General features: G+C 69.6%; 24 protein-coding genes. All 24 read right to left on the minus strand.

Features of this window, described 5'->3' with window-relative positions; genetic code table 11:
* Positions 1–234: 234 nt before the first annotated feature.
* Positions 235–1605 (minus strand): peptidoglycan-binding protein, encoded by a 1371-nt coding sequence (locus P1P75_RS11915; protein WP_319254380.1) that lies wholly within the window; start codon positions 1603–1605, stop codon positions 235–237.
* Entirely contained in the window at positions 1602–2429 is an 828-nt protein-coding gene (locus P1P75_RS11920) for a hypothetical protein (protein ID WP_319254382.1), read from the minus strand. Before P1P75_RS11920 ends, P1P75_RS11915 begins: the two co-directional genes overlap by 4 nt.
* A gap of 167 nt (positions 2430–2596) precedes the next feature.
* Entirely contained in the window at positions 2597–3802 is a 1206-nt protein-coding gene (locus tag P1P75_RS11925) for a hypothetical protein (RefSeq protein ID WP_319254384.1), read from the minus strand.
* Positions 3799–4068 carry a hypothetical protein gene (locus tag P1P75_RS11930; protein WP_319254386.1) on the minus strand — a complete coding sequence of 90 codons (270 nt, stop codon included), beginning with the start codon at positions 4066–4068 and terminating at the stop codon, positions 3799–3801. Before P1P75_RS11930 ends, P1P75_RS11925 begins: the two co-directional genes overlap by 4 nt.
* An 11-nt stretch (positions 4069–4079) precedes the next feature.
* Complete coding sequence (locus P1P75_RS11935) at positions 4080–4997, minus strand: hypothetical protein (protein ID WP_319254388.1); 918 nt, start codon at positions 4995–4997, stop codon at positions 4080–4082.
* Positions 4998–4999: 2 nt separating this feature from the next.
* Positions 5000–6097 carry a hypothetical protein gene (locus P1P75_RS11940; protein ID WP_319254390.1) on the minus strand — a complete coding sequence of 366 codons (1098 nt, stop codon included), beginning with the start codon at positions 6095–6097 and terminating at the stop codon, positions 5000–5002.
* Positions 6097–7119: a hypothetical protein gene (locus P1P75_RS11945; RefSeq protein WP_319254392.1), complete on the minus strand. Its 1023-nt coding sequence runs from the start codon at positions 7117–7119 to the stop codon at positions 6097–6099. Before P1P75_RS11945 ends, P1P75_RS11940 begins: the two co-directional genes overlap by 1 nt.
* A gap of 10 nt (positions 7120–7129) precedes the next feature.
* Positions 7130–7978, minus strand: a complete 849-nt coding sequence (locus P1P75_RS11950; protein ID WP_319254394.1) for a phage tail domain-containing protein — start codon at positions 7976–7978, stop codon at positions 7130–7132.
* A gap of 14 nt (positions 7979–7992) precedes the next feature.
* Positions 7993–12450 (minus strand): hypothetical protein, encoded by a 4458-nt coding sequence (locus P1P75_RS11955; RefSeq protein WP_319254396.1) that lies wholly within the window; start codon positions 12448–12450, stop codon positions 7993–7995.
* A 19-nt stretch (positions 12451–12469) separates the two neighbouring features.
* Positions 12470–12805 (minus strand): hypothetical protein, encoded by a 336-nt coding sequence (locus P1P75_RS11960; protein ID WP_319254398.1) that lies wholly within the window; start codon positions 12803–12805, stop codon positions 12470–12472.
* Positions 12806–12831: 26 nt separating this feature from the next.
* Positions 12832–13359, minus strand: a complete 528-nt coding sequence (locus tag P1P75_RS11965; protein WP_319254400.1) for a hypothetical protein — start codon at positions 13357–13359, stop codon at positions 12832–12834.
* Positions 13360–13458: 99 nt separating this feature from the next.
* Positions 13459–13929, minus strand: coding sequence for a hypothetical protein (locus tag P1P75_RS11970; protein WP_319254402.1), 471 nt, complete (start codon positions 13927–13929; stop codon positions 13459–13461).
* Positions 13930–14053: 124 nt separating this feature from the next.
* Positions 14054–14524: a hypothetical protein gene (locus P1P75_RS11975; RefSeq protein WP_319254404.1), complete on the minus strand. Its 471-nt coding sequence runs from the start codon at positions 14522–14524 to the stop codon at positions 14054–14056.
* Positions 14524–14919: an HK97 gp10 family phage protein gene (locus P1P75_RS11980; protein ID WP_319254405.1), complete on the minus strand. Its 396-nt coding sequence runs from the start codon at positions 14917–14919 to the stop codon at positions 14524–14526. The genes P1P75_RS11975 and P1P75_RS11980 overlap by 1 nt, the downstream gene beginning before the upstream one ends.
* Before the next feature lie 5 nt (positions 14920–14924).
* Complete coding sequence (locus tag P1P75_RS11985) at positions 14925–15368, minus strand: DUF6093 family protein (protein WP_319254408.1); 444 nt, start codon at positions 15366–15368, stop codon at positions 14925–14927.
* 1 nt (position 15369) lies between these two features.
* A complete protein-coding gene (locus P1P75_RS11990; RefSeq protein WP_319254410.1) occupies positions 15370–15762 on the minus strand; it encodes a hypothetical protein in 393 nt (130 codons plus the stop codon).
* Positions 15759–15995 carry a hypothetical protein gene (locus P1P75_RS11995; protein WP_319254412.1) on the minus strand — a complete coding sequence of 79 codons (237 nt, stop codon included), beginning with the start codon at positions 15993–15995 and terminating at the stop codon, positions 15759–15761. The genes P1P75_RS11990 and P1P75_RS11995 overlap by 4 nt, the downstream gene beginning before the upstream one ends.
* A complete protein-coding gene (locus tag P1P75_RS12000) occupies positions 15992–16300 on the minus strand; it encodes a hypothetical protein (RefSeq protein WP_319254414.1) in 309 nt (102 codons plus the stop codon). The genes P1P75_RS11995 and P1P75_RS12000 overlap by 4 nt, the downstream gene beginning before the upstream one ends.
* Positions 16297–17139, minus strand: coding sequence for a hypothetical protein (locus P1P75_RS12005; protein ID WP_319254416.1), 843 nt, complete (start codon positions 17137–17139; stop codon positions 16297–16299). The genes P1P75_RS12000 and P1P75_RS12005 overlap by 4 nt, the downstream gene beginning before the upstream one ends.
* Positions 17136–17474, minus strand: coding sequence for a hypothetical protein (locus P1P75_RS12010; RefSeq protein WP_319254418.1), 339 nt, complete (start codon positions 17472–17474; stop codon positions 17136–17138). Before P1P75_RS12010 ends, P1P75_RS12005 begins: the two co-directional genes overlap by 4 nt.
* Before the next feature lie 86 nt (positions 17475–17560).
* Positions 17561–17899, minus strand: coding sequence for a hypothetical protein (locus P1P75_RS12015; protein ID WP_319254420.1), 339 nt, complete (start codon positions 17897–17899; stop codon positions 17561–17563).
* 8 nt (positions 17900–17907) lie between these two features.
* The gene (locus tag P1P75_RS12020; protein WP_319254422.1) at positions 17908–18972 is read right to left on the minus strand and encodes a major capsid protein; all 1065 of its coding nucleotides are present in this window, start codon (positions 18970–18972) and stop codon (positions 17908–17910) included.
* Positions 18973–18985: 13 nt separating this feature from the next.
* A complete protein-coding gene (locus P1P75_RS12025; RefSeq protein WP_319254424.1) occupies positions 18986–19720 on the minus strand; it encodes a hypothetical protein in 735 nt (244 codons plus the stop codon).
* 106 nt (positions 19721–19826) lie between these two features.
* Entirely contained in the window at positions 19827–20693 is an 867-nt protein-coding gene (locus P1P75_RS12030) for a hypothetical protein (protein WP_319254426.1), read from the minus strand.
* Positions 20694–20709: the final 16 nt, after the last annotated feature.

Consider the following 20709-nt stretch of genomic DNA (forward strand, 5'->3'; position numbering starts at 1 on the left):
GGCCAAGGATCGAGCCCGCAACACCAAGCGCGACCAGACCCATTGCAAGAACGGGCATGAGTTCAACGAACAGAACACTTACATAACGCCCAGCACTGGGCTTCGCGGTTGCCGGACCTGCTACCGAAACCGATATCCAGAGCGTGCCAAGCGTAAGCGTGAAAGGCGTGCCGTAGATCCCAATTACGGCCGCTGACGTGAGGGCGGGATCCTTCAGATCCCGCCTTTTCCATGTCACGAAACCCTCGGAATTTTCAGAGCCGTCCACGTTTTGGGGCCCGGGATGCCGTCGGCGTCTCCGGCCAGTTCGGACACCGAGCGCTGGAAGGCGGCCACGGCGTTCCGGTCGGCGTTGGTCCAGTTGGGGCCGGGTCCGGTCTTGTAGTACCTGCCGAACCCGAGCTGGACCAGGCGTCGTCCGAGGGCTGTGACGATCGGCGAGTGGCGGCCGCCGTGGAAGAAGGCGGCACCCGGGAACGGCTCGTATCGGGGAGCAGCAGGCGGCGTCTTCTTAACGGGGAGTTTCAGTTTCTGTCCGACCGTCAGCTTGTCGGCGTCCCTGAGACCGTTCAGGGAAGCGATCTCCTTGTAGCGGGATCCGTCGCCCAGCCGGTCTTCGGCGATGGACCACAGGGTGTCGCCGTCCTTCACGGTGTACGACGTGGTGGTCGGCGGGGTGACGGTGCCGGAGTCCGTGCCCGGCTTGGGCTCCACGGCCGGCTTACCGGGGACGATGCTGGTGTCGATGGCGCCCGGGTCCCAGTGGTCGTTGCCGGGAACCTGGGCGTGCGCGAAGTAGCCGCCCTTGGTCTGCCAGGTGGTGCGGGAGCGGGATCCCGCCGAGGCGGCGGCCGCGGTGCCGGGCGGCTTCCCGGCCGGCCATACGTCGGGCACCCCGTGCGCACGGGCGGCGGCGGTGAGCTTGCGAAAGTTCGGCTTCTTCGCCGGATCGAAACCCTTCGTCCAAGGGGAGGCGGCCCGGCCCAGGACCTCTACCTGTATACAGACCTTGCCCTCGCGGTTGGTGCGACGGGCGCCGTCATTGCGCAAGGCCCGCCCGGACTGGGTCAGCGGTCCGAACTGCCCGAGCCGGTCGGTGACGGGGTCGTAGATGACCTGCGGCTCCGCACCGACTCGGATCAGGTAGGCGGCAACAGACTCAAGGTAACTGCCGCCAGCCGGAGACTCGGTGGTGTGCTCCACGACGCGCGGAGGGCTCTCGGGGTGGTCCATGGCGCCGCCGATGGACTGGCCTCCGAAGCGGATGACACCGGAGATGTAGGCCGGGCCGGACGCCCCGCGCGGCAGGTGGGCGCCATCCAGTTCCGTCTTGGGGTCCGGGTCGGGCGCGTAGATGCGGTACTCGGTGGCGCCGACGGGGACGTACACGTCCAGGTCGCCGTCCTCGCGCAGCACCATGAACGCCCCGTCGATGTGGGGGTGCTCGAGGACGTGGCGTGGTGCGTCGTCCAGTGCGGCGATGGCGCGGACCTGGTCGACGTGGTCCTGGTCGACGACCCCGAGGTAGGTGGTCTCTACCTGCTGTTGGGGGGTGTCGGGGTCGGGGGATGCGAGGTGGTCTATGGCGACGTGGTACTCGGTCATCGCAGGTACTCCAGTCGGGGGGCCACCAGGTCCGTCTGAGAGCGGACGGCCTGGTAGAGGGCGAGGGAGAAGCGGAAGGAACCGTGGTCGCCGTAGGCGCGCGACCAGGAGTTCTGGGCCCGTAGGATGGTGCGGGCGTAGTCGAGGCCGCCGTCGGGGAGAGTCACGACGGTCTCGAGGGCGGTGATGCAGACTTCGTGGCCGCCGACGACGGGCGAGGTCTGCCAGCGGGGGCTGTCGTCGAGGAGGGCGTGCAGGCCGGGCGGGTCGAACCACGCGTCGTGCCAGGGCAGGCCGGCGAGGACGGGACCGGTCTGTAGGAGCGCGCAGAGTTCTTCGGCGGTGGTGGCGTGCCCGTACTGGTCGATGAGGCCGCGGGCTTTCAGGGCTTTGGCTACTCCGAGGCCGGAGGAGCCGCAGTCGGTGGCGGGCCAGGCGTCGTCGTGCCACTGGTCATACCGGGTGGCGTCGGCGTACAGGCTGATCGCCCACCGCTGCGCGGCCGCCGGATCGCGGGTGCCGAGGCCTGCGGCCTCGAGGGTGGCGGTGTCGTGCAGGATCGATACGGCTGCCGTGGCCGCGTTGCCGGTGCAGGATGCGAGGGCGTCCAGGTCGTCTCCGGCGCCGGGGAACAGCCTGCTGGTGTGGATGCCCTGCGACAACAGGCGCTGCTGGTCCAGGACCGGGGCCTTGGGGGCCCACTCGGTGGGGCGCAGCGGATCGCCGGCGTAGCGGCGCCGGTAGGCCAGGCTGCGTGGATCGCGTACGAGGTGGCGCCCCATGTCGGGGCGTACCGGGTACTGGATGATGTCGAGGTCGGGCACCCGACCCTGCTCCTGGATCTCCCCGCGCCCAGGTGAATGGTGTGGCGGGCCGCTGTGGTGCGGCCGTCCCTCGGGGGGTGGAGCGTGGGGCGGAGGGTCGCCCTGCGATCAGGCTACGGCCTGGTCGGGCAGTCGTTGCCCCTGCTGGAGGCGGGCGCGGTGCTGGGTCAGGTGCAGGGCATGCTGACCGGAGGGACCCATACGGTGCCGTCGCCGGGCGTTCCAGTGGTGGGGGTGTAGGAGAGGGGTGCCAGCAGGGTATCGGCGGCGGTTTCGTTGCGGATGCCGAGCCACAGGTCGATGATCTGCCAGGGCTGTCCGTCGATCACGGTGACGGTGCGGGGCTGGCCGCCGCAGGAGGCGCCGCTGAACATACGGCGGGCGAAGTCGGGTGCGCCCCATCCGACGTTGCCGGGCGCGGACCATCCGGAGTACAGCGTGGTGGAGGTGGCGTAGCCGGCGGGGGTGCCGGCGCAGTAGCCGCAGCCCTGATCGGAGAAAGTCAGGATGTAGCGTTGCGTGGTTTCGTCCCACCAGCCGCCGGGGCCTTCGACGGTACCGTCCATGCCGGCGACTTTACGGACGCCCTGGCCGGTGCCGCCGGAGCCGCTGTAGTTGAGTTCTTCCAGGTTCAGCTGGGTGGCGCCGGGCATGGAGCAGACGATCGCCGGGCGGGTGGACGGGCGTTCGATGATCCCGTAGTCGCCGTTGCCGGCGCAGACCGACAGGACGGGCTTGTTGTAGGAGCCGTTCGGGGTGACCCCGGGACCGCACGGTCCGGCCGGCCCGGCGCACCCCATGACGTTGTAGGCGTTCGCGTTGCTGTCGCTGTAGTGGCGTGGCGCGTTGAACCAGAGAACGAACACTCCGTCGTTGCTTCCCCATCCCGTGCGCTGGATCATGCGGGGGTTGAAGCAGCCTTGGCCGGTTCCGCCGCACGTCTCCTGCCAGGAGCGTTTCGACCACGGATCCAACGAGTTCGGATTGAACAGCGCCGCGGGTGCGGTCCACGGTCCTTGCAGGCTGGGTGCGGTGGACACCCCCAGTCCGCACCACGGGGTGCCTGAGACGTACCACTGGTACCCACAGCCGTACATGCTGCCGTACATGTAGTAGGTGTCGTCGAACTTCTTGATGGTGACGTCGTGCAGGTCCACCCCCTGGATCAGGATCGGGGTGGGCAGGCTGTCAGTTGCGGTCGCAGCGACGTGCGCGGCAGGGAATCCTGCGCTGGCCGTGCCGTCCGCCGCGCGGGTGGGCTCACTGTCGGACAGGGCGGGGCCGCTTACGCCGAAAAGCGCGGCGGTGAGGACGAACGCTGTCAGTGCGCCGCGTATTCGCGTCCGGCCGGGGGTGGGGGCCTGGTCGGTCACGCCGTGACCTCCAGCCAGCCGTTGGTGTAGTCGGCAGCGGTCTGCTCTGTGGAGAAGTAACGGGGCCCGTCCGGCCCGGCGCCTCCACCGCTGGCGATGACCCATCCGCCTGCGGGGATGGTGCGTTGCGAGCCGAGGAAGTCGACGACCAACTGGTTTCCGTCGTCGCTGACCAGTTCGACGGTTCCCTTCAGCCAGTCCACTACGGCTTGGCCGTTGGTGCCGTCGTACTGCATGGCCTCGTAGCGGGGCACGACGATGGGCATGAGATCTCCGATCAGGTGGTGGAGGGTTCGAGGAGGATGGAGCGGTAGTCGAGCGTCTGGGTACCGGCGGCATTGAGACGGTGTTTGTGGGTGACGGTGAGGGTCTCGCCGGGGGTCATGCCGGACAGGGGGTGCCGCAGGCTGAGGCTGAAGTTGTTTGCGCCGTTGACGGCCAGCGCGGCGGTGAGGTTTTCGGTGTAGCGGGTGCCGCTGGAGCTTCCGACGGCGTTGAAGCTGGTGAAGGCGTTGAGGCTGCCAGTGGCTCTCTGGGTGCATCGGATGGTGACGATGACGCGGCCTGACGGGGGCACGGTGACCTGTGCGGAGAAGGGGCCCGACGCGGCGTCAGCGAACGCGGTAGCGGTGCTGGTTCGGGTGGTGGTGTCTTCGGCGAACTCGGGGGCTGCGGTGGTGCCCGAGGCGGAGATGCCGGCGGCGGTGAAGGTGAGCACGGCCCCTGAGGCGAGGGTGAGCGTGAGGCCGGTCGGGGTGAGCGCAAGGGTGGCTGCGCCGGCGGCGAGTTGAGCGAGGGCGCTTTCGCCGCTTTCCTCGCCGCCTTGCAAGGTGACGCCGGCGGTGGACGGGCCGGCTTGCGGGGACAGCAGCACGACTACGGGGACGCTGCCGATCGTGGTGGGCTTGCGGTAGGCGGCGAGGATGCCGGCGGCCAGGTCCGTGGTGCTGGAGGTCAGGGCCACGGCGGGCGGGTTGATGACGCTGCTGTCGGGCAGGGTGATGCCGGTCGGGCTGGTGGGGGTGAGTTGCAGGCTCTGCCCGCCCGAACCGATCGCGGTGAGGCCGCCGGAGGTGAGGGCGGAGTTCTCCAGGCCGCGGGAGGCCCGCAGTTCCTCCACGATCCGCTTGAGTCTGCGGAGGTCCTCGGTGACGGTGCGGGGGTTGCCGGGCAGGAGTTCGGCTCGGATCGGCACGGCTAGTCCTCCTCTACGAGGAAGGGGGTGACCTTGTCGTCGGCCGTGTCCAGCTGCCAGGCGTAGGCGCGGGATACGACCTCTGCGCCGCCCGGGTGGCGTAGAGAGGTGGCGACTTGGAGGCGGACGCTGTCGCCGAGGTTCCAGTCGCGTCCCAGGCGGGGGGCGCGGGAGGCGGTGGCCTCGAGCGTCCAGGTTTTGGTGCCGGTGCGCTGCTGGGCGAGGCCCTGGATGGCGTGGGCGTCGAGCTGGTCGGGGTCGGTGAGGCCAGTGGAGGGGGTGAAGCGGTGTTCCCACCGGCACCATCCGGCGGTGATCAGGTCGGTGGCGGTCTGGTCGGCGGAGCGCAGGCGGGCGTTGCCTTCCCCTTCGCCCCACGCCCGGACTTGGGTGGCTCCCTTGCCTTGTTCGTACGATTCGGTCAGGACGTAGCTGGCCACGCAGCCCGGCATGTCGAACACGGATTCCGGGCTGTCGGACTGGACGCCGATCTTGGGGCGGACACGCAGGACGAGCTGGATGGCGGTCTGGGCGGCGTCGGCCCATTCGGTGTCGATCGTCCACTCCGGTGCGCCGTCCATGCCGGTCAGCTCTTGCAGGGCGGACAGCACGGTGCGGTCGTCGCCATCGAGGAGCTGGTAGACGATCGGTGCACTGTTGGTGGGGGCGTCGACCTCGAACGGCGGCGCTTCCACCACGGTCGCCGCGGTGACGAGGTCGCCCATGATGAGGGCCTGGTCGCGGTCGATGCCGGTGTAGGTGCCGGTGTAGCGGCGATCCAGGTACGCCTCGGGGGTGGCCGCGCCGAGCTGGATGGTGCGGCCGGTGCCGCCGGAGCGGGTCAGGATGAACCCTGACCAGATCGGCTGGCTGGTGAGGGTGTCGACGGCGACCAGGAGCGTACGGCCCGGATCGGTGGCCGCTTCCCAGTCGGCGGGCGCCTTGGCCAGGTTCAGGTCGAACTGGGCGCTGGAAGACACGCTGAGCTTGCGTTCGATCGGCCCTGACCCGGACAGCGAGCGGAGTTCCTCTGCGATGCGGCCGGAGCGCAGGTCACACGCCAGCCACGCCAGCTCCACCGGTGCCGTCTGAACGGTCATCAGGCGGACTCGTAGACAATGTGGGCGCGCATCAGGGCGTTGCTTCCGCCCCAGGCATAGCCCTGGGATCCGGGCGAGACGAGGCCCATGTCGGCCGGTCGAAGGGCGCTGACCTGCGCGGTGGCCGCGCCTGCTTCGATGTTGATGTGCATCGGGTGCCACAGGCCGGAGCTGGACTCGCGGAACTTGCCTTCGCCCTGCCAGCCGAGCTGATCCGCGAAGCTGGCCGCGGTGTAGGGGATGGAGATGCTGATGGTTCCAGTGCCCAGGCTGCTGCTGGTGCCCCAGTTCAGCAGGGCGATGATCTCCACGCGGGTGCCGTCTTTCCACACGCGGCCCTTGGAGACGGAGGAGCCGAGCGCGGACAGCCCCGACCACACGGGCGTCCAGTTCTCCCAGGTCGGCTGGGGTCCGTAGGTCTGCCAGCTGGAGCCGTTCCAGCGGCGCAGGTTGACGCCGTCGTCGTAGTACTGGCCGGTGTAGGGGGTGGAGGGGGCGCTGGTGGTGGGGAGGATCCCGCCGGGGGCGACGGTGAAGGGGCGCAGGTCCTGCACGGAGGCGGAACCGCCGCCGGACTGCGGGACTGTGATCTTGGCGAGGGGGATGTAGATCTCGGTGCCGGCCGGTGAGGGCAGAACCGGTGTGGCGCTTGCCGTCCCCGCCAGGTACACCGGGTCGGCTTTGCGCAGGCCGGAGGAGTCGACGTCGGTGTCCCACACCCGCAGATACACCAGGTCCAGGCGGGTGAAGGAGGCGTGTGCGGCGTTCAGGGTGCCCGCGGAGGTGGCGGTGGGCACGTTTGCCCGGTACAGGCCCTGCCCGGACCGGTACAGGCCCGCAACGCCGGCCGCCACGTTGATTGTCGACCCGGCCAGGGACACGGCCAGCCCGGGGTCGCCCGGTCGCAGGCCGGAGCGGCCGCCGAGGGCGGTGCCGTCGCCGGTGACCATCATCATGTCGGCCCGCCGCAGCTCCACCCCCTCGTAGGCGATGCTGTTCTGCCAGGTCGGATCGGTCGGCATGGCGTCTCCTCTACAGCCAGGCCGAACGCCACTGGGCGGTCAGCAGGGCGGATGCGTCGTAGGCGGCGGCCGTGAACGCGATGGTCACGGACTCGTTCGGGGGGATCTCCGGCCACTGGCCGGACAGGTAGCGGCGCCGGGAGGCGGTGCCGAGCATCACCGAGTGGGCGTCCGTGTCGATGGTCAGGACGTCGCCGGTGTTGAGGGTGTCGGCGTAGGCGAGGGCTCTAACGGTGCCGTCGGCGTAGAGGACGGACACCTGCGGCTGCTGTACGGGGCCGGCGATGGTGAAGAGGGGGCGGCTGGCGATGCTCCCGGTGTTGGTGGCGGCGATCTGCCCGGACACGCTGGTGGCGTCGATGGTCCAGGGCATCGTGGCGGGCAGGATCAGACCGCCCGTGGTGGACGGCAGTGCGGTCGTCGACGACTGCCAGTTGAGTTCGTAGCGGCGCGGGTCCTCGGCTGTCACCAGCAGCGAGTAGGAAGCTGCCGTGGCGCCGATCCGTTTGATGACGGGGGTTCCGCTGCGGCGCACGGTGCACCGCTTGGGGGTGCTCTCCCACACCGTCAGGTCCGTGTCGGTCAGGGAGCAGGCGGCCAGGAGCTGTTCCAGCGCGATCTCGAGGGTGGTCCGGTCGGGGGCGTGGACGACACCGGTGAGAGTGATGGGCCGCTCCCCCAGGTAGACGGGTCCCATCCACGCGCCGTGGTCGGCCTCGCGGGGTGCGATGTCGGTACGGGTCTGCGGCCCGTACCAGCCCTCCAGGTCAGCGATGTGCCAGCCCACCCCGGAGTCGTCGACCCCGCCGAGCGTGACGTCACCGAGGTCGACCTGGATCCCGTCATAGAGTTTCTGCACCTGATGCCCCCCCTTCAGCCGATGGCGGTCATGTGTCGCAGCAGGTCGGCCCGCTGCTCCGCCAGGGACTGGTGTGCGCCGTTGAGCGTGATGTTCTGGGTGCGCCGGTTGTCGACGGTGCGTGCCGGTGCTTGCCCGCCTGCCCATGGGGGGTGGGCCGGGGTGACGGAGACGGCGTGCGCGGGCAGGAGCCGGTAGCCCATCGCGGCGGCCGTCTGGGCCAGCAGGGTGCGGGAGCGGGCCGTGTCGGTCCACGGAATCCACGACTCGGTGACGCCTGCCTCGCCGCCGACGACCATGGTCGGCTTGTCGAGGATGCCGCCGCGGGCCATCGCGGTGACACCGCCCTGCCCGGCGACCTGCCGCAGCAGGGTGTCCCGGTTGGGGGCCGGGAGCGCGGTGACCTGCGGCAGGATCTTCGGCAGCAGCGCCTTGAGCGTGCCGTAGCTGACGCCGGCTGCGATGACGTCGGCGATCCCTGCGCCCTTCTTCCCCTTGAGGACGTTGAGGACGATCAGGGCGTTGGCGAGGTCGTCGGAGGTCATCAGGCCGGCGTTGGCTTTGACGGCAGAGTTCGCGGCCGCAGCCTGCTTGGAGTCGCGCACCGCGGACGCGGCGACCGCCATGGCGTTTTCGTCGCCCTGCCCGGCCAGCTGTGCGGCGAGCGTCCCGTAGCCCTGGCTGGCAAGCTTGAGCAGGTTGTCCTGGAAGGCTTTGGAGACGCTGGTGGAGGCGCGGAGTTGGCTGGTGTAGTCGGCCAGGGTGGCCTTGGCGGTCGGCCCGAGCTTGCGCAGGTTGGCGACGATCGCGTTGAACTGGCGGGTGCTGGCCTTGGCCAACTGGGCGACCAGGGCTGTGCCTTCGGTGCCCATGCCGCGCAGCGTCTCGGCAACGTCCTGGCCGGCCCGCTGCCCGACCCGGGCCAGGTTCGCCTCCCATGCCGTATTGGCGGCCGTGGCCTGGGCGAGAAACTTTTGGTAGGAGGCCAGGTTGAAGCTGGTGGACCAGGTGCCGGCGCGCAGTCCGAGGGCGGCGTCGGCGCTGTTGATGGCCCTCTTGGCGGACGCCTTCTGCGCCGCGGTGGTGGCGTTCTTGAACTGGTTGACGGCCTCGGTGAGTCGTTGCAGGGCGTCGTTGTAGCGGTCCATGCCGCTGCCGGATCCGCTGATGCCGGCCGGGGCGGTCGGGCTGTAGGTGAAGCCGCCGCCGGCGTAGGAGGTGATGCTGCCGTTGGCGTTCCACTGGATGCCGGCCGGGTCGCCTCCCAGGCGGCGCACGATCTCCTCGGTGATGGCGCGGGAGCGGGGACGCTTGGAGGGGGCGAAGGGCACGTAGCCCTCGCCCTGAGTCTCGTCTTCCGCCCACACCCGCCACGATCCGGCAGGGGCGATCTGCGCAACGTGTTCTTCTGATCCGGTGGCGAAGTGGCGGATGCCGCCCCGCTGGATGCCTCCGTCGGCGTAGTAGTCCAGGACGCCGCCGTCGGCCAGCAGGTTGCGGGCGTTACGGCCGGCCATGCCCTCGATGCCCAGGGTCTGCTGGACGGTGGTGATCGTGACGGTCTTGCCGCGGATGTTGTCGATGGCCCGCTGGATGGCTGCGGCCTGCGCGGACGCCTGATCGCGTACGGACAGGCTGATGGCCTTGTCCTTGAGGCCGTCGCGGGCGGCCTGGACGGAGGCGAGGCGCTCTTTGGCCGTCGCGGTGTGCGCGGTGACGGAGAAGCGGCCGTCCTTCAGGTGGGTGACGGTGAAGCCCAAGTCCTCCAGCAGGGCGACTGCGTCTGCCGTCAGCGCGGAGACGGTGACCGACTTTTGCCCCGGGGTCTTCTGGATGGCGGCGATGACCGAGTCCAGTCCGGCGATGGCGTCCTCGGTGCGCATCTCCAGGACGGTGGTCTTGCTGTCTGGGATCTGCAGGTACGCGTTCGCGAGGGCTTCGGCCTGCGTCTTGGTCAGGCCCATGGCGTCAGCAGCGTCGACGAAGGCTTTGCGGCCGTCGGTGTAGATGGCGCTCACCTGCTGCCAGGACTTTCCTTGATCGCGGGCGGCGGTTGCTGCGGCGTCGGTGTTCGCGGCCAGATCGGAGAGGACCTTTTCGGCTTCGCGTGCCTTCTCCGTGCCGAGGTTGAGTTCGCCGTCGCGCATGGTGAGGGCGCCTGAGTGGTCCTTGGTGGCTTCGGTGGCGTCGTCGATGGACTGCTCGAATGCGGCCATCGCGGATCCGGCCGCCCTGTTCACGTCGTTCAGGGCGACGATGGCCTGGCGCAGGCCGTCCGCTGACTGCTTCTGCGCATCCAGCTTGTTCTTGGTGTCACTTGCCGCCTGCCCGAACAGGCCCATCGACTCGGCGGTCAGCCTCTCCTCGAATGCCAGGTCTGCCAGAACCTCGTCGTAGCCGTCCAGTTCGCCGCGGAGCTTGGCGGCTTCTTCGGGATCCAGTCCCTTCAGGATGTCGGCGAGGGCTGCGGCGGCCAGCTTGGCGTTGCCGTTGCGGACCAGGTTGGAAAGCGACTCGTCGATGCTGTCCGCGTTCTTGGTGAATTCCTCGGTGGCGTCGCCGGCATCCAGGAGCCCGCCAGTGATCGACTCGCCCCAGTTGTTGATGCTCTCCACGACGCTGGGGTTGGTGACCTTCTTGATCTGGTCGTTGAGCTTGCCGAAGTCGGCCCCGAACTTTTCGGCGACGTATCCGGTGGCCTTGCCGGTGCGGCCCAAGTTGCCGAGCGACGTGCTCAGCTTGTCGACGTCCGGCGGGGTGCTCTCCCCGATGTGCGACAGGCCTTCGGCGGCGACCACGATGGCGGCGATGGCGGCGACGATGATGGACGCCCTGGCTGCGACGCCCAGGGAGAGGAAGGCTGCGCGCAGGCCCATCAGTCCTCCGCCCGCGGCGGCAGAGGTGGCACCGAGGGCGGCGATCTGGACCTGGACCCGGCCGATCCCGGCGGCCAGGGCTGCCATGCCGGCGCCGGACAGCTGAAGAAGTTTCAGGGCGAATGCGACCTGGAGAATGATGCCGATCAGTTCCGGGGGCAGCGCCGACACCAGGCGGGCCGCCGCAGTGACCAGGGTCAGCATGCTCGGACCGGCTTCGGCCGCGCCCTGCGCCAGGACGATGACGGCCTTGCCGATGGCCTGGATGGCTTCCCGGGCGGCCGGCCCGTTCTGCTGCGCGTAGTCGAGGAGTTCCCCGAGGGCTCCGTCTCCGGCCCTGCCCTCGGACACGACCCGCATGAGGTGGATCACGTCGTCGGTGAACTCGTCCAGCTGCTGGTCGGTGAGCCGGGCGACCTGGTCGGCGAACCGGTCGAACCCCGGGGTGCTGATGGCGCCGCCGGCCACGTTCATCAGCCGGTCCAGCTCACCCGAGAACGACTGCACCTGCGGCGACAGCCGGGGAATCAGCTGCTCAAGGACGGTGAACCCCTTGGTGACGGGCTGCATCGTAAAGCTGGACATGTCGTCCGACCAGTCGCCGAACGTGGTCTTCAGACGGGACAGGGCTACCGCGGCCTTCTGCGTGTCCGGGGGGAGCTGGGCGAGCTGCCGCTGGTAGGCGAGCTGGGCTTCGGCGGCCTGTGTCGAGGCCTTCCCGTGCTCCTGGACGGCGTCCCGGTACTTCTTCTCCGCGTCGGAGACCTCTTTGAGCCCTGAGACCTGTCCGGCCAGGGCGATCCCGAAGGCGGTAGCCGCGCCTCCCGCGAGGAGCAGGCTGCCGGCCAGGGGGCCGGCTTCGGCTGTCAGGCCAGCCATCAGGGGTATGGCGGCGGAGGCCAGAGGGATGAGGGTGCCCAGCCCGAAGGCTCCGCCCCCGCCGCCAGAGGATCCGCCGCGGGTGCCGCCCAGGGTGGTCAGCGCGCTGGTGTCCGGTTCGACGCGGATGCGGATGGTCTGGGTCATCGACGCCCAGCGGACCGCCGCGGTCACGTCCCGGCGTAGCTGCATGGGGTCGCCCAGGCCGATGGGGATTTCGATGCGGTGGCCCCACGCCGCCCAGCGGACAGCGGCTTCGACCTCGCGGCGCAGCTGCATGGCGTTGCCGAGGCGCAGGTTGACGGCCATTCCCTGGCCCGCGCCCGCGGTGGACAGGGCTGCCCGGACGTCGGAGCGTAGGTGGGCGGCGTCGACGTCCAGGCGGACCCGCAGAGCCTGCCCGGCGCCCGCGCTGGTGAGCGCGGCCCGGACGTCGGAGCGTAGGTGGGCTGCGTCGACACCCAGCCTGACGCGGAGGTCTTGGCCGGCGCCCGCGCTGGTAAGGGCTGCCCGGACGTCGGAGCGTAGGTGGGCTGCATCCACGTCGAGGCGGATCCGGATGCTGTTGCGGGCGTCGGTGCGGAGCCGGTCGATGTCGCGGCGCAGGGCGTTGACGCGGGTGGATGCCCGGTCGGCGTCCCGGGACAGGTCGCGCAGGGTGCGGGACAGGCCGGAGCCCTGGCCGGTCAGCCGTACGGACAGATTCCACTGGGACACCGGTGGGCTCCTCTCTCTGCTAGTGGTGAGCGGCCTGGGATTGCAGGGCGGCGTGGACGCGGGTGGGGATCAGGAGGACCTTCACGCCGTGTCCTTCGTCGCCGGTGGGGACGTCCTGCTGCTTGTCGGCGATGAGCTGGCAGCCGACGCAGCGGTGGGTGACGGCCCGGTAGGCGTCTTCGTCGCCGCCCGCGGTCTCGTCCCACTCCTCAGGACGGGTCCCGCAGGAGGGGCAGACCTGGCGCAGGTAGTCCTCGTAAGCGAGGGCTTTACGGCGGTCGAGATCGGTCCAGGTGCCGTCACCGTGCCCACGGAAGTAGCTGTGCGGGATGCGGTATTCGCGGCACAGCTGCATCTGGGCACGGAAGCTGGCATCTTCGATCAGCCTTTTCCCAGGTCGGTCCGGCGGGTGTTCTGCACGGACCAGGCGGCGTTCCATAGGTCTCGGGCGTCGGAGGGAAGCCACGACTTGAGGTAGCGGGCGGCAGCCTCTTCGGGCATGCCGTCCAGGGAGGCGGCCGCGATCAGGGCCGGGGGGAAGGTGTCCTCGTCCCAGTCGGATCCATTGGCCTCTTCTTCCTCCGACGGCGGGTGCTTTGCCATCAGGTCCTTGATCTCGTCACGTTCCAGGCCCTGAAAGCGCAGCACGACGGTGTGCGCGTCGTACGCCTTCTTCGCCGCGGCGAATTCCGCCTTGGCCTTGCGGGCCTGCTGTTCGACCAGCGCGCGGGCTTCGGCTTCTGCGTCCTTGGCCAGACCCTCCAGGTAGGCGGCGGCCTGCTCGTCTTCCCGCTTCGCAGCCAGGTAGCGGGCGCGCACGTCGGTGTCGTCGCACAGGCGGAAGATCTGGACGGGCTTCTTGACGTTGTCGAGGCGCTTCTCTAGCGCGTCCCAGGTGGTGCTGCTCATTGGGGTCTCCGTGTGGGAAGGCCCGGCCGGGCGCGCGCGGCGCCCTTCCCAAGTACACCGGGGCCCGGCCGGGGGCTAAGGGGGTGGTTTTCGGGCAGGTCAGGGACCGGCCGGGACGGTCTGGTTGAAGACCGGGCGGTCGGTGATGGTGAACTGCACGGTCACCTTCGCGGCCTCGTTGTCAGCCGTGTACGCCTTGGAGTTCGAGACGACCGTGACTGGGAAGACGTCCATGCCTTTGTTGGCGGCGACGTCGCCCTTGGAGAAGATGACGATGTAGCCGGACGTGCCCTTGGCCAGGTCGGTCTCGATGTCGTCGACGGTGTCGTCCTCGTACAGCGTCAGGCTGGAGTCGGATGCGCTGTCGTCGCCGCCGATCTTGCTGACGAAGGTGGACGCCATGTCGGGCGTTTCGATGGGCTGGTTTTCCAGCGACCATCCGTCCAGGGCGGCGATCTGCCCGGTGTACTCGGTGCCTGCGGTGATCTCGGTGCGCGTCGGGAGTAGTTCCGTGGATGCGATCGTCGGCAGGAACTTGATCTGGGTGGTGCCCTTGCGGTTGAACCTCATGGATGGCCCCTCGCGGATAGGGGCCAAGAGGGGGCCCCTGCTACACGTGTCGGTGTGGCGGCCACCTGTGGTGGTGGCGTCCGCGTGGGGTCCCGCCGCGGTGCGGTGATTGCCTGACCTGGGGTCAGGCTCCCGTCTCTTCAAGGAAGAAACGGAAACGGATCACACTGGTGATGATGGCATCTTCAGCGTTCTGTGTTCCCCCTGCTTCCCTGGCCTCGCGCCGGTAGCAGCCGACGCCGGGGATGGTGAGGGGGTGCTCGTAGCCGGGGCTGCCGTCGGCCGGCCGCTCGACAACCTTCCGGCCCCGGTCGGCAAGCCACTGCGACTGCCGTCCACCGCCCTTGCTGCTGGGTACGCCTGGGGTACGCCCGGACACGAATGTCGCCTGGTAGTCGGATACAGCGGTGGTGTGCCGGTCGGCCAGGGTGTTGTCGTCGCTGACGTGGTCCAGCGGGTCAACCAGGGTGTACGGCGGGGAGATCGGCTCCCCGGTCTCGGGGTCGAGGGGGACGGTACGTTCCCCTACGGGTTTCCCGGTCAGTGTGGCCAGGAGAGCGATGACCGCCTGGGTGACGGGGTCTCTGTCGATCATCAGGACTCCCCGAAGATCCGGTCGCAGGCGGATTTGAAGGGGTCAGGCCACATGTGCTCGAGGACGGTGACGGCCGGTCCCACGTGCGGAAACGGAGGCTGCCGGTAGAAGCGGCCCAGGCTGTCGTACATGTTGAAGAAGCCGTACTCCAGGCGTCGGCCCTGCGGCTCCGTGGTCCCGATCTCGACTCCCCCGCCGTCGGGCACCGGGAAGGGTTCCGGTTTCCAGGAGTCGTGATAGTCGCCGGTGATCTTGTTGGGCCCCGGCCGGCCGGTCGCGTTCAGCTGGATGAGCGTCTTCAGGAGACGGCCCTGCTGCTGAACGGTCCGATTGATCTCCGGGCCGACGCGGTCGGCGGACTGGTCCAGGCGGCGGGCGAGGTCGGCGAGGTCCATGGCGGTCACCCGGCCTGTCGGGTCTGCTGGACCTGGTCCAGGCCGGTGATGCGCAGGGCGCCGAAGGTTCCGGCCGCGGAGGGGTCCTGGACCAGCCACTGGCGGGTGAGCAGCTCGAGGTCCCCGCCCTCGTGGACCTGGACCACGGTGACGATCATGCCGCGTTCCGCGACGGGCGCGGACAGGGGGGTGAAGGCCCGGTACCGGGAGCGGGTCTCGTCGCTCCATGGAAGGCTCTCCACCGACAGACCGGTCACACCGCCAACCGTGGAGGACGGCAGGACGGCGCCCTTGCCTTCCCAGTACGGGTCCAGATCCGGGTACTCGTACAAGCCCGTGCTGTTGTTGAAGACGGGTTCCCCGGTGCCTGCGCGGGAGAAGCGGAGGGTGTCAAGGAGGAGGAAGCCCTCCAGGAAGACCGCGACACCGGAGAGGTCCAGGCCGGCCATGTCAGTTTCCTCCGCCCTTGGCCCAGTCGGTGAGGGTGGCGAGCATGGCGCGCGCGGTCGCGCCGGGCCCGCCGCCGTAGTCGGCTCGGTTGAGCGCCTCCTGGTCCAGGAGGACGGGGTCGACTTCGGCGAGGAAGGCGGCGACGATCTCGCCGGGGCTGCGGTCCACACCGACCGCGACCCGCGCCAGTCCGTCGAAGACGGTGTCTTTCGGCTGCCGGGTATGCAGGACGAGCATGGGGAGTTGGGTGGCGATGTCGTGGTGGAGGCTGTAGCCGGTGACCATTTCCGCAGGCAGGGGGGTGCCGTTGAGGGAGATGGTGGCGTGGCCGGGCTGCGCGTCGATGTGGACGGCGTGCGCCTGGGGCTCGGTGGGCTGCTCGGGGGCGGTCATGCGTCGTCTCCGTTGGTCACTTCTGCCTGGTTGACGATCTGCTGGGCGGAGAACAGCAGGCCGTTCTGATCGATCCAGGACAGGTTCTCGCTGGTGCTCAGGCCCAGTGAGACGCGTCCTTGTCCGTCGACAACCTTGATGATGACGAGTGCGGAGACGACCAGGTCTCCCTCATCCAGGTCGAGGGTGTTGCCCAGGCCGTCGAGGATGGGCCCGAGGTTCTGCTGGCTCATGCGGACACCCACTGCCCGTTGCGTACGAAGCCATGGATTCCGCAGCAGTTCCACAGCAGTGACGGCTCGAGGTGCAGCGGGTCACGGGAGACCAGCGTGTGGGCTCCGGTCCCCGCGGCCACCCAGCATCCTTCGTGGACCTTGTGCTCCGGGGGGACACCCTCGAGCGTCTTGCACCAATGCCAGAACGTCGGGTTGGGCTCGTTGGCCAGCCAGCCGTAGTAGATGTCGTCGTTCAGCTTGGTCAGGTCGGCCATTTCCATGCCCGGCCAGTCGGTGGGCGGCAGGCTGCGGTCGTGGCTCATAGGGTGGCTCCGGAGAAAATGTCGGTGCGGCCGCGCAGGTCCAGCCTGGGGAGCAACTCCCTCTGGCAGTTCGGGTGAGCAACCGGGTGGGCGAGGGCGTCCTGCACGGTGCGCAGCGTGCGATTGGCGCGGTCGGGGTCGTCGTGGGCGGTCCATCCGCAGTCGGCGCCGTCGCGGACTTCTACGTACGACACTCCGAGTTCGTCCAGGGAGGTGCGGGCGGCTGCCGTGTTGGCGGTGGTGACGGCCTGGAAGGTGAGCGCGGACCGGGCCCAGGCATCCACAGGGTGGCGGGCGTCGTTGGAGTAGACGACGGTGTCGAGGCTGTGGTCGCGGCGCAGCGCGGTGACGTCGATGCGTACGGCCGTGGTGTCGCGGGAGGCGTCCTGGGCTGCGCGGAGGAAGGCGCGGGCGCGGCGCAGGGCTTCCTGGATGCGGCTGGTGATGTCGGCGTAGTACTGGGCGGACAGGCCGGTGATGGCGCCCTGGTGGCGTGCTGTCCAGGTGAAGGTGGACTGGCGGCGGTCGGCGTTGTCGAGCAGCGTCCAGGCGCCTTCGCGGTAGACGAGGGGGAGGTCGGTGGCGGCCCAGGATTCGGCGAAGGCCATGGCCGCTCTGTTGAAGGCGGCCAGGCTGGTGTTGAAGACAGTGACGGCGGCGCGCAGGCGGGTGCCGGTCAGGGCTGCGCGGCCGGGGCGGATCGCGGCGAGGGCGTTGATGAGGCGGGTCTGGGCGGTGGTCAGGATCCGCCAGGCCGCGGTGAGGCGGTTGACGCCGGAGGTGATGTAGCCCAGGAGGCGGGTGCGGAGGCTGCGGCCGCGCCGTGTGGGGGTGGTCATCGGCGTCGGCGTTCGACGAGTTGGAAGGTTCCAAGGAGGACGGTGCCGTCGTCCTCGGTGCCGGGGTCGGGTTCGTCGGGTGCCGGGGATCCGCCGGCCTCGAGGGCGGCAATCTGGCGTTCGTACGCCCTGATGTTCTCCGTGAAGGAGACGCTGACGGCGCCGGACAGGTTGATGGTGGAGGCCTGGGCGCGCAGGTCGGCGAGGCGCTGGTTGAGGACCTCGAGGGCCACGGCGCGGGCGGTGCCGAGCCGGGTGTAGCGGGTGTCGAGGTCGGTCAGGTCGGTGGCGGTGCCCAGCTGGGCGATCAGCCAGGCTCGGGTGGCGGTGTCCACGGGGCCCTCCTGGGGCGGTAGAGGGTGAAACGGGGTGCGGGCCCGCCCGGTTGGCGCCCCCACCACGGGGGCGGGCCCGCACTCCGCTAGTCGCCGCTGCTGCCCTCGTCAGCGGCGTCCCGGCCCCGGGCCGGCTTGCTGGCCGCGGTCTTGCGTGCGGCGGTCTTCTTGGCCGGGGCGGTCTGGTCGCTACCGGCGGCGGAGTCGGCGCCAGAGGCGTCGTCCTGGCCGTCGCCGGTAGGGTCCCCGGCCTCCTTGCTGTCCGTCGCCTTCTTGGGCAGGCGGGGCAGCTTGCCGTCGACCCAGGCGGCCGGGTTCGTGACCAGGGCGGCCAGGCGGGCTTCCGGGGATGTCCCCGGCTCCAGCCTGACTGTCTGATGGGTCTGCGGGTCCCGGACGTACACCGTGGCTGCGAGCTGAGCCATGACTCACCTCACCAGACCGTGGCGGCGATGTGGATGTCCGGCGTGTACATCACCGGCAGTGCTGCGGCGGCGCCCTTGGTCCAGACGCGGACCGGGTCGTCATCGTAGCCGGAGGTGACGATGATTCCGGGGGCTTCCTCGCGCTCGATGGCCGGGTTGCCGCCGGAGGAGAGGACGATGCCTTCGGCGGTGAGACCGTACTGGGTCTCTGCCATCTGGCGGGCGTCCGGGGGCAGCAGGAAGAACATGTTCTCCGGGAGCGGCCGGGCGTCGGTGCCGTCGGGCATCGGGATCCGCACGTCGTACGTCTCCACCGGGGGGAGGCCGTAGCGGTCGCGGACGACGTTGACTTCGTTGCGGGCCAGGACGGCGGTGGGGATGGTGGAGGCGCTGTTGACGCTGCCGTAGTAGGCGGCCCGGTAGCTGTCGTTGGTGAGCATGTACGCCCACGTCTTGTACGACGTCAGGGCCCGGCTCGGGGTGGGTGCTCCGGAGGCGCGCAGGACTTCGATCCAGCGCAGTTCGTCGCCCAGGATGTCGGCGGTCGGGTCGGACCAGTCGTCCGGTGCGGTCGGCATGTTCGCGGCCGGCACGTTGTGGTTGGCCTCGATGGTGAGGCCGTTCTCGTTGGACAGGGTGAACTTTCCGTCGACCAGGAGGTCGCCGGCGGCGAGTTCCATGCGGTGCTTGACGGAGAGGACGTGGGCTGCGGCGTCCTCGTAGATGGAGCGGACGAGGTCTTCGCCGTCCATGCCGCGCTGGACGTTCTGGAGGATGGTCTCCAGTTCGCCGATGATGTACTTCTGGCCGAGCGGGAGGAGCTTGCCCTCGGTCACCCAGCGGGTGATCTCGCGGCTGGCGACTCGGGTCTGGGCGTCCCACGCGCGGTAGGTGGCCGCGGCGACGCGCCGGTTGCCGCCTCGGATTTCGTACTTGACCGAGTTGACGGTGCGCTCGGGTACGACGGACTGGGTGAGGAGGTAGTCCGCGGGGGTCTGGATCTCGCGCACGAAGGCGTTGATGACCGTGGGGTTGATGCCGCGGAGGAGGACCTCAAGCATGTCGTTAGGCATGGGTGGTCCCCTCTCAGACCTTGTAGATGAACTGGGTGTTGGAGCCGGCCGGGATGTCGTCGGGGTCGAAGGCGACCGGCAGCTTGGACGGGTCGATCTGGCCGTGGACCATCAGCGGCGCCCCGACCTTGGTGGAGCCGGGGTAGAAGGACACCTCGGTGAAGAGGAAGCCGCGGAAGATCTGCGAGCCGTCCGTGGCGGTGGCGGCGCCGCCGGCCGTGGTGGTGTCGATGGTGATGTCCGGGGAGGTGCCGCCGGTGAACGACTCGGTCGTGGTCGGCGCTGCGACGTCCTCACCGAGCTGTGTGCCGCCCCAGGTCAGCGTCCAGGGTCCGCCTGCGCTGCCGGTGACGACGACGTCTCCGGGGGCGATGTTGGACAGTCCCTCCAGGGCGGTCTGTACGACGGCCGCGGTGGCGTTGTAGGCGATGGCGGCGGTGGTCTGTCCGGACCAGGTGATGGTGAACGTGCCGCCGGTCGGGACACCGGTCACGGTGAGGGTCTGGACCTCGTTGGTGACCGGGGAGTACGGCTCCCACAGCAGGCTGGTGGCGTTCTTGGCGAGCGGGATGCCGGACTTCAGCTTCCGCTCGGGCTGGTACTTCGAGGCCTCCGTCCAGTGGAGGGTCTCGTCGAACTTGGTGAGGTCGAGGGTGACGGTCTCGTTGGTTTCGATTCCGAGGGTGCTCATGAGCCACGGGCGGCCGACGGCGAGCGTCTCGGTGACGGTGTACGGCTGGATGTCCACGCCGTAGCCCCTTTCGCGAATACGCGGAATGTGTGGTGAGGGCGCCTGTGGTGGCGCCGTCCACGGGGGTTAGGGCGTGGTCCCTCGGGTCGTGCTGGTCGTACGGTTAGGCGGATTCGCGGCGGCCGTAGCCGAGCTGGTCGGCCCACTTGCGGGCTTCCTGCTTGACGGCGTCCTTGCCGCTGGCGGAGGCCGGTCGCGGACTGTTCCCGGAGGCGGGGCCGCCGGAGGGGGCCGGGGGGAGAGTCTGGGGTGCTGCGGTGCCGAACAGTTCGGGCCGGCGCTTCTTCAGCGCTTCGGCCGCGGTGGCGACGGCGGCCGGGTCTGCGTCGGGGCTCTCGCGCAGGTCCCGCTCGAGCATGGCGAGCGCGTCCTGGAGGTTCGGTGTGGTGAGCTGGCCCTGGTCGTCGGTGACGTCGACCGCCCCGAGCCGGATGAGGGCCGTCTCGCGGGCGAGTGCGCGGCGCTCCTCGGCGATCCGCTCCTGTTCCTGGGCGACGGTGGCCTGGCTGGTCTGTATGGCCTGCTCGCGTCGTTGGAGTTCCTCCGTGCGGCGCTGCTCCTCGGACAGCTGCTGCTGGCGGGCCTGTTCGGCCTGCTTGAAGATCTCGCCGAACTGGTTGGGGTCGAAGGTGTCGGGGTCCAGGCCGGCGGCTTCGGCGATGGTCCGGTAGGCGGCGCGGCGGCCTTCGTCCTTCTCCTCGGACATCATCTTGTTCAGGCGGCGCTGGGTGAAGGCGACCTTCTCGTCGTCGGGGTCGGCGGCCGGGACGGTGGCGGGCGGGGTCTGGGCGGGAGGCTGCTGTCCGGCGCGTGCGGCAAGGTCGGCCGGTGTTGGCGCCGGGGCGGGCGCCGCGTTGGGGTCGACGGTGGCGGCGGAGTTGTAGAAGACGCTGAGGCCGGCCACGCCGTGGTAGGGGTGGGCCCAGGCGGCGGCTACGGGTCCGAGGTGGTGCTGCGCGGGGCGACGCATGAGTGCAAGTCCTCCC

Source organism: Streptomyces sp. ID05-39B, from assembly GCF_033794725.1.
Classification (GTDB): Bacteria; Actinomycetota; Actinomycetes; order Streptomycetales; family Streptomycetaceae; genus Streptomyces; species Streptomyces bobili.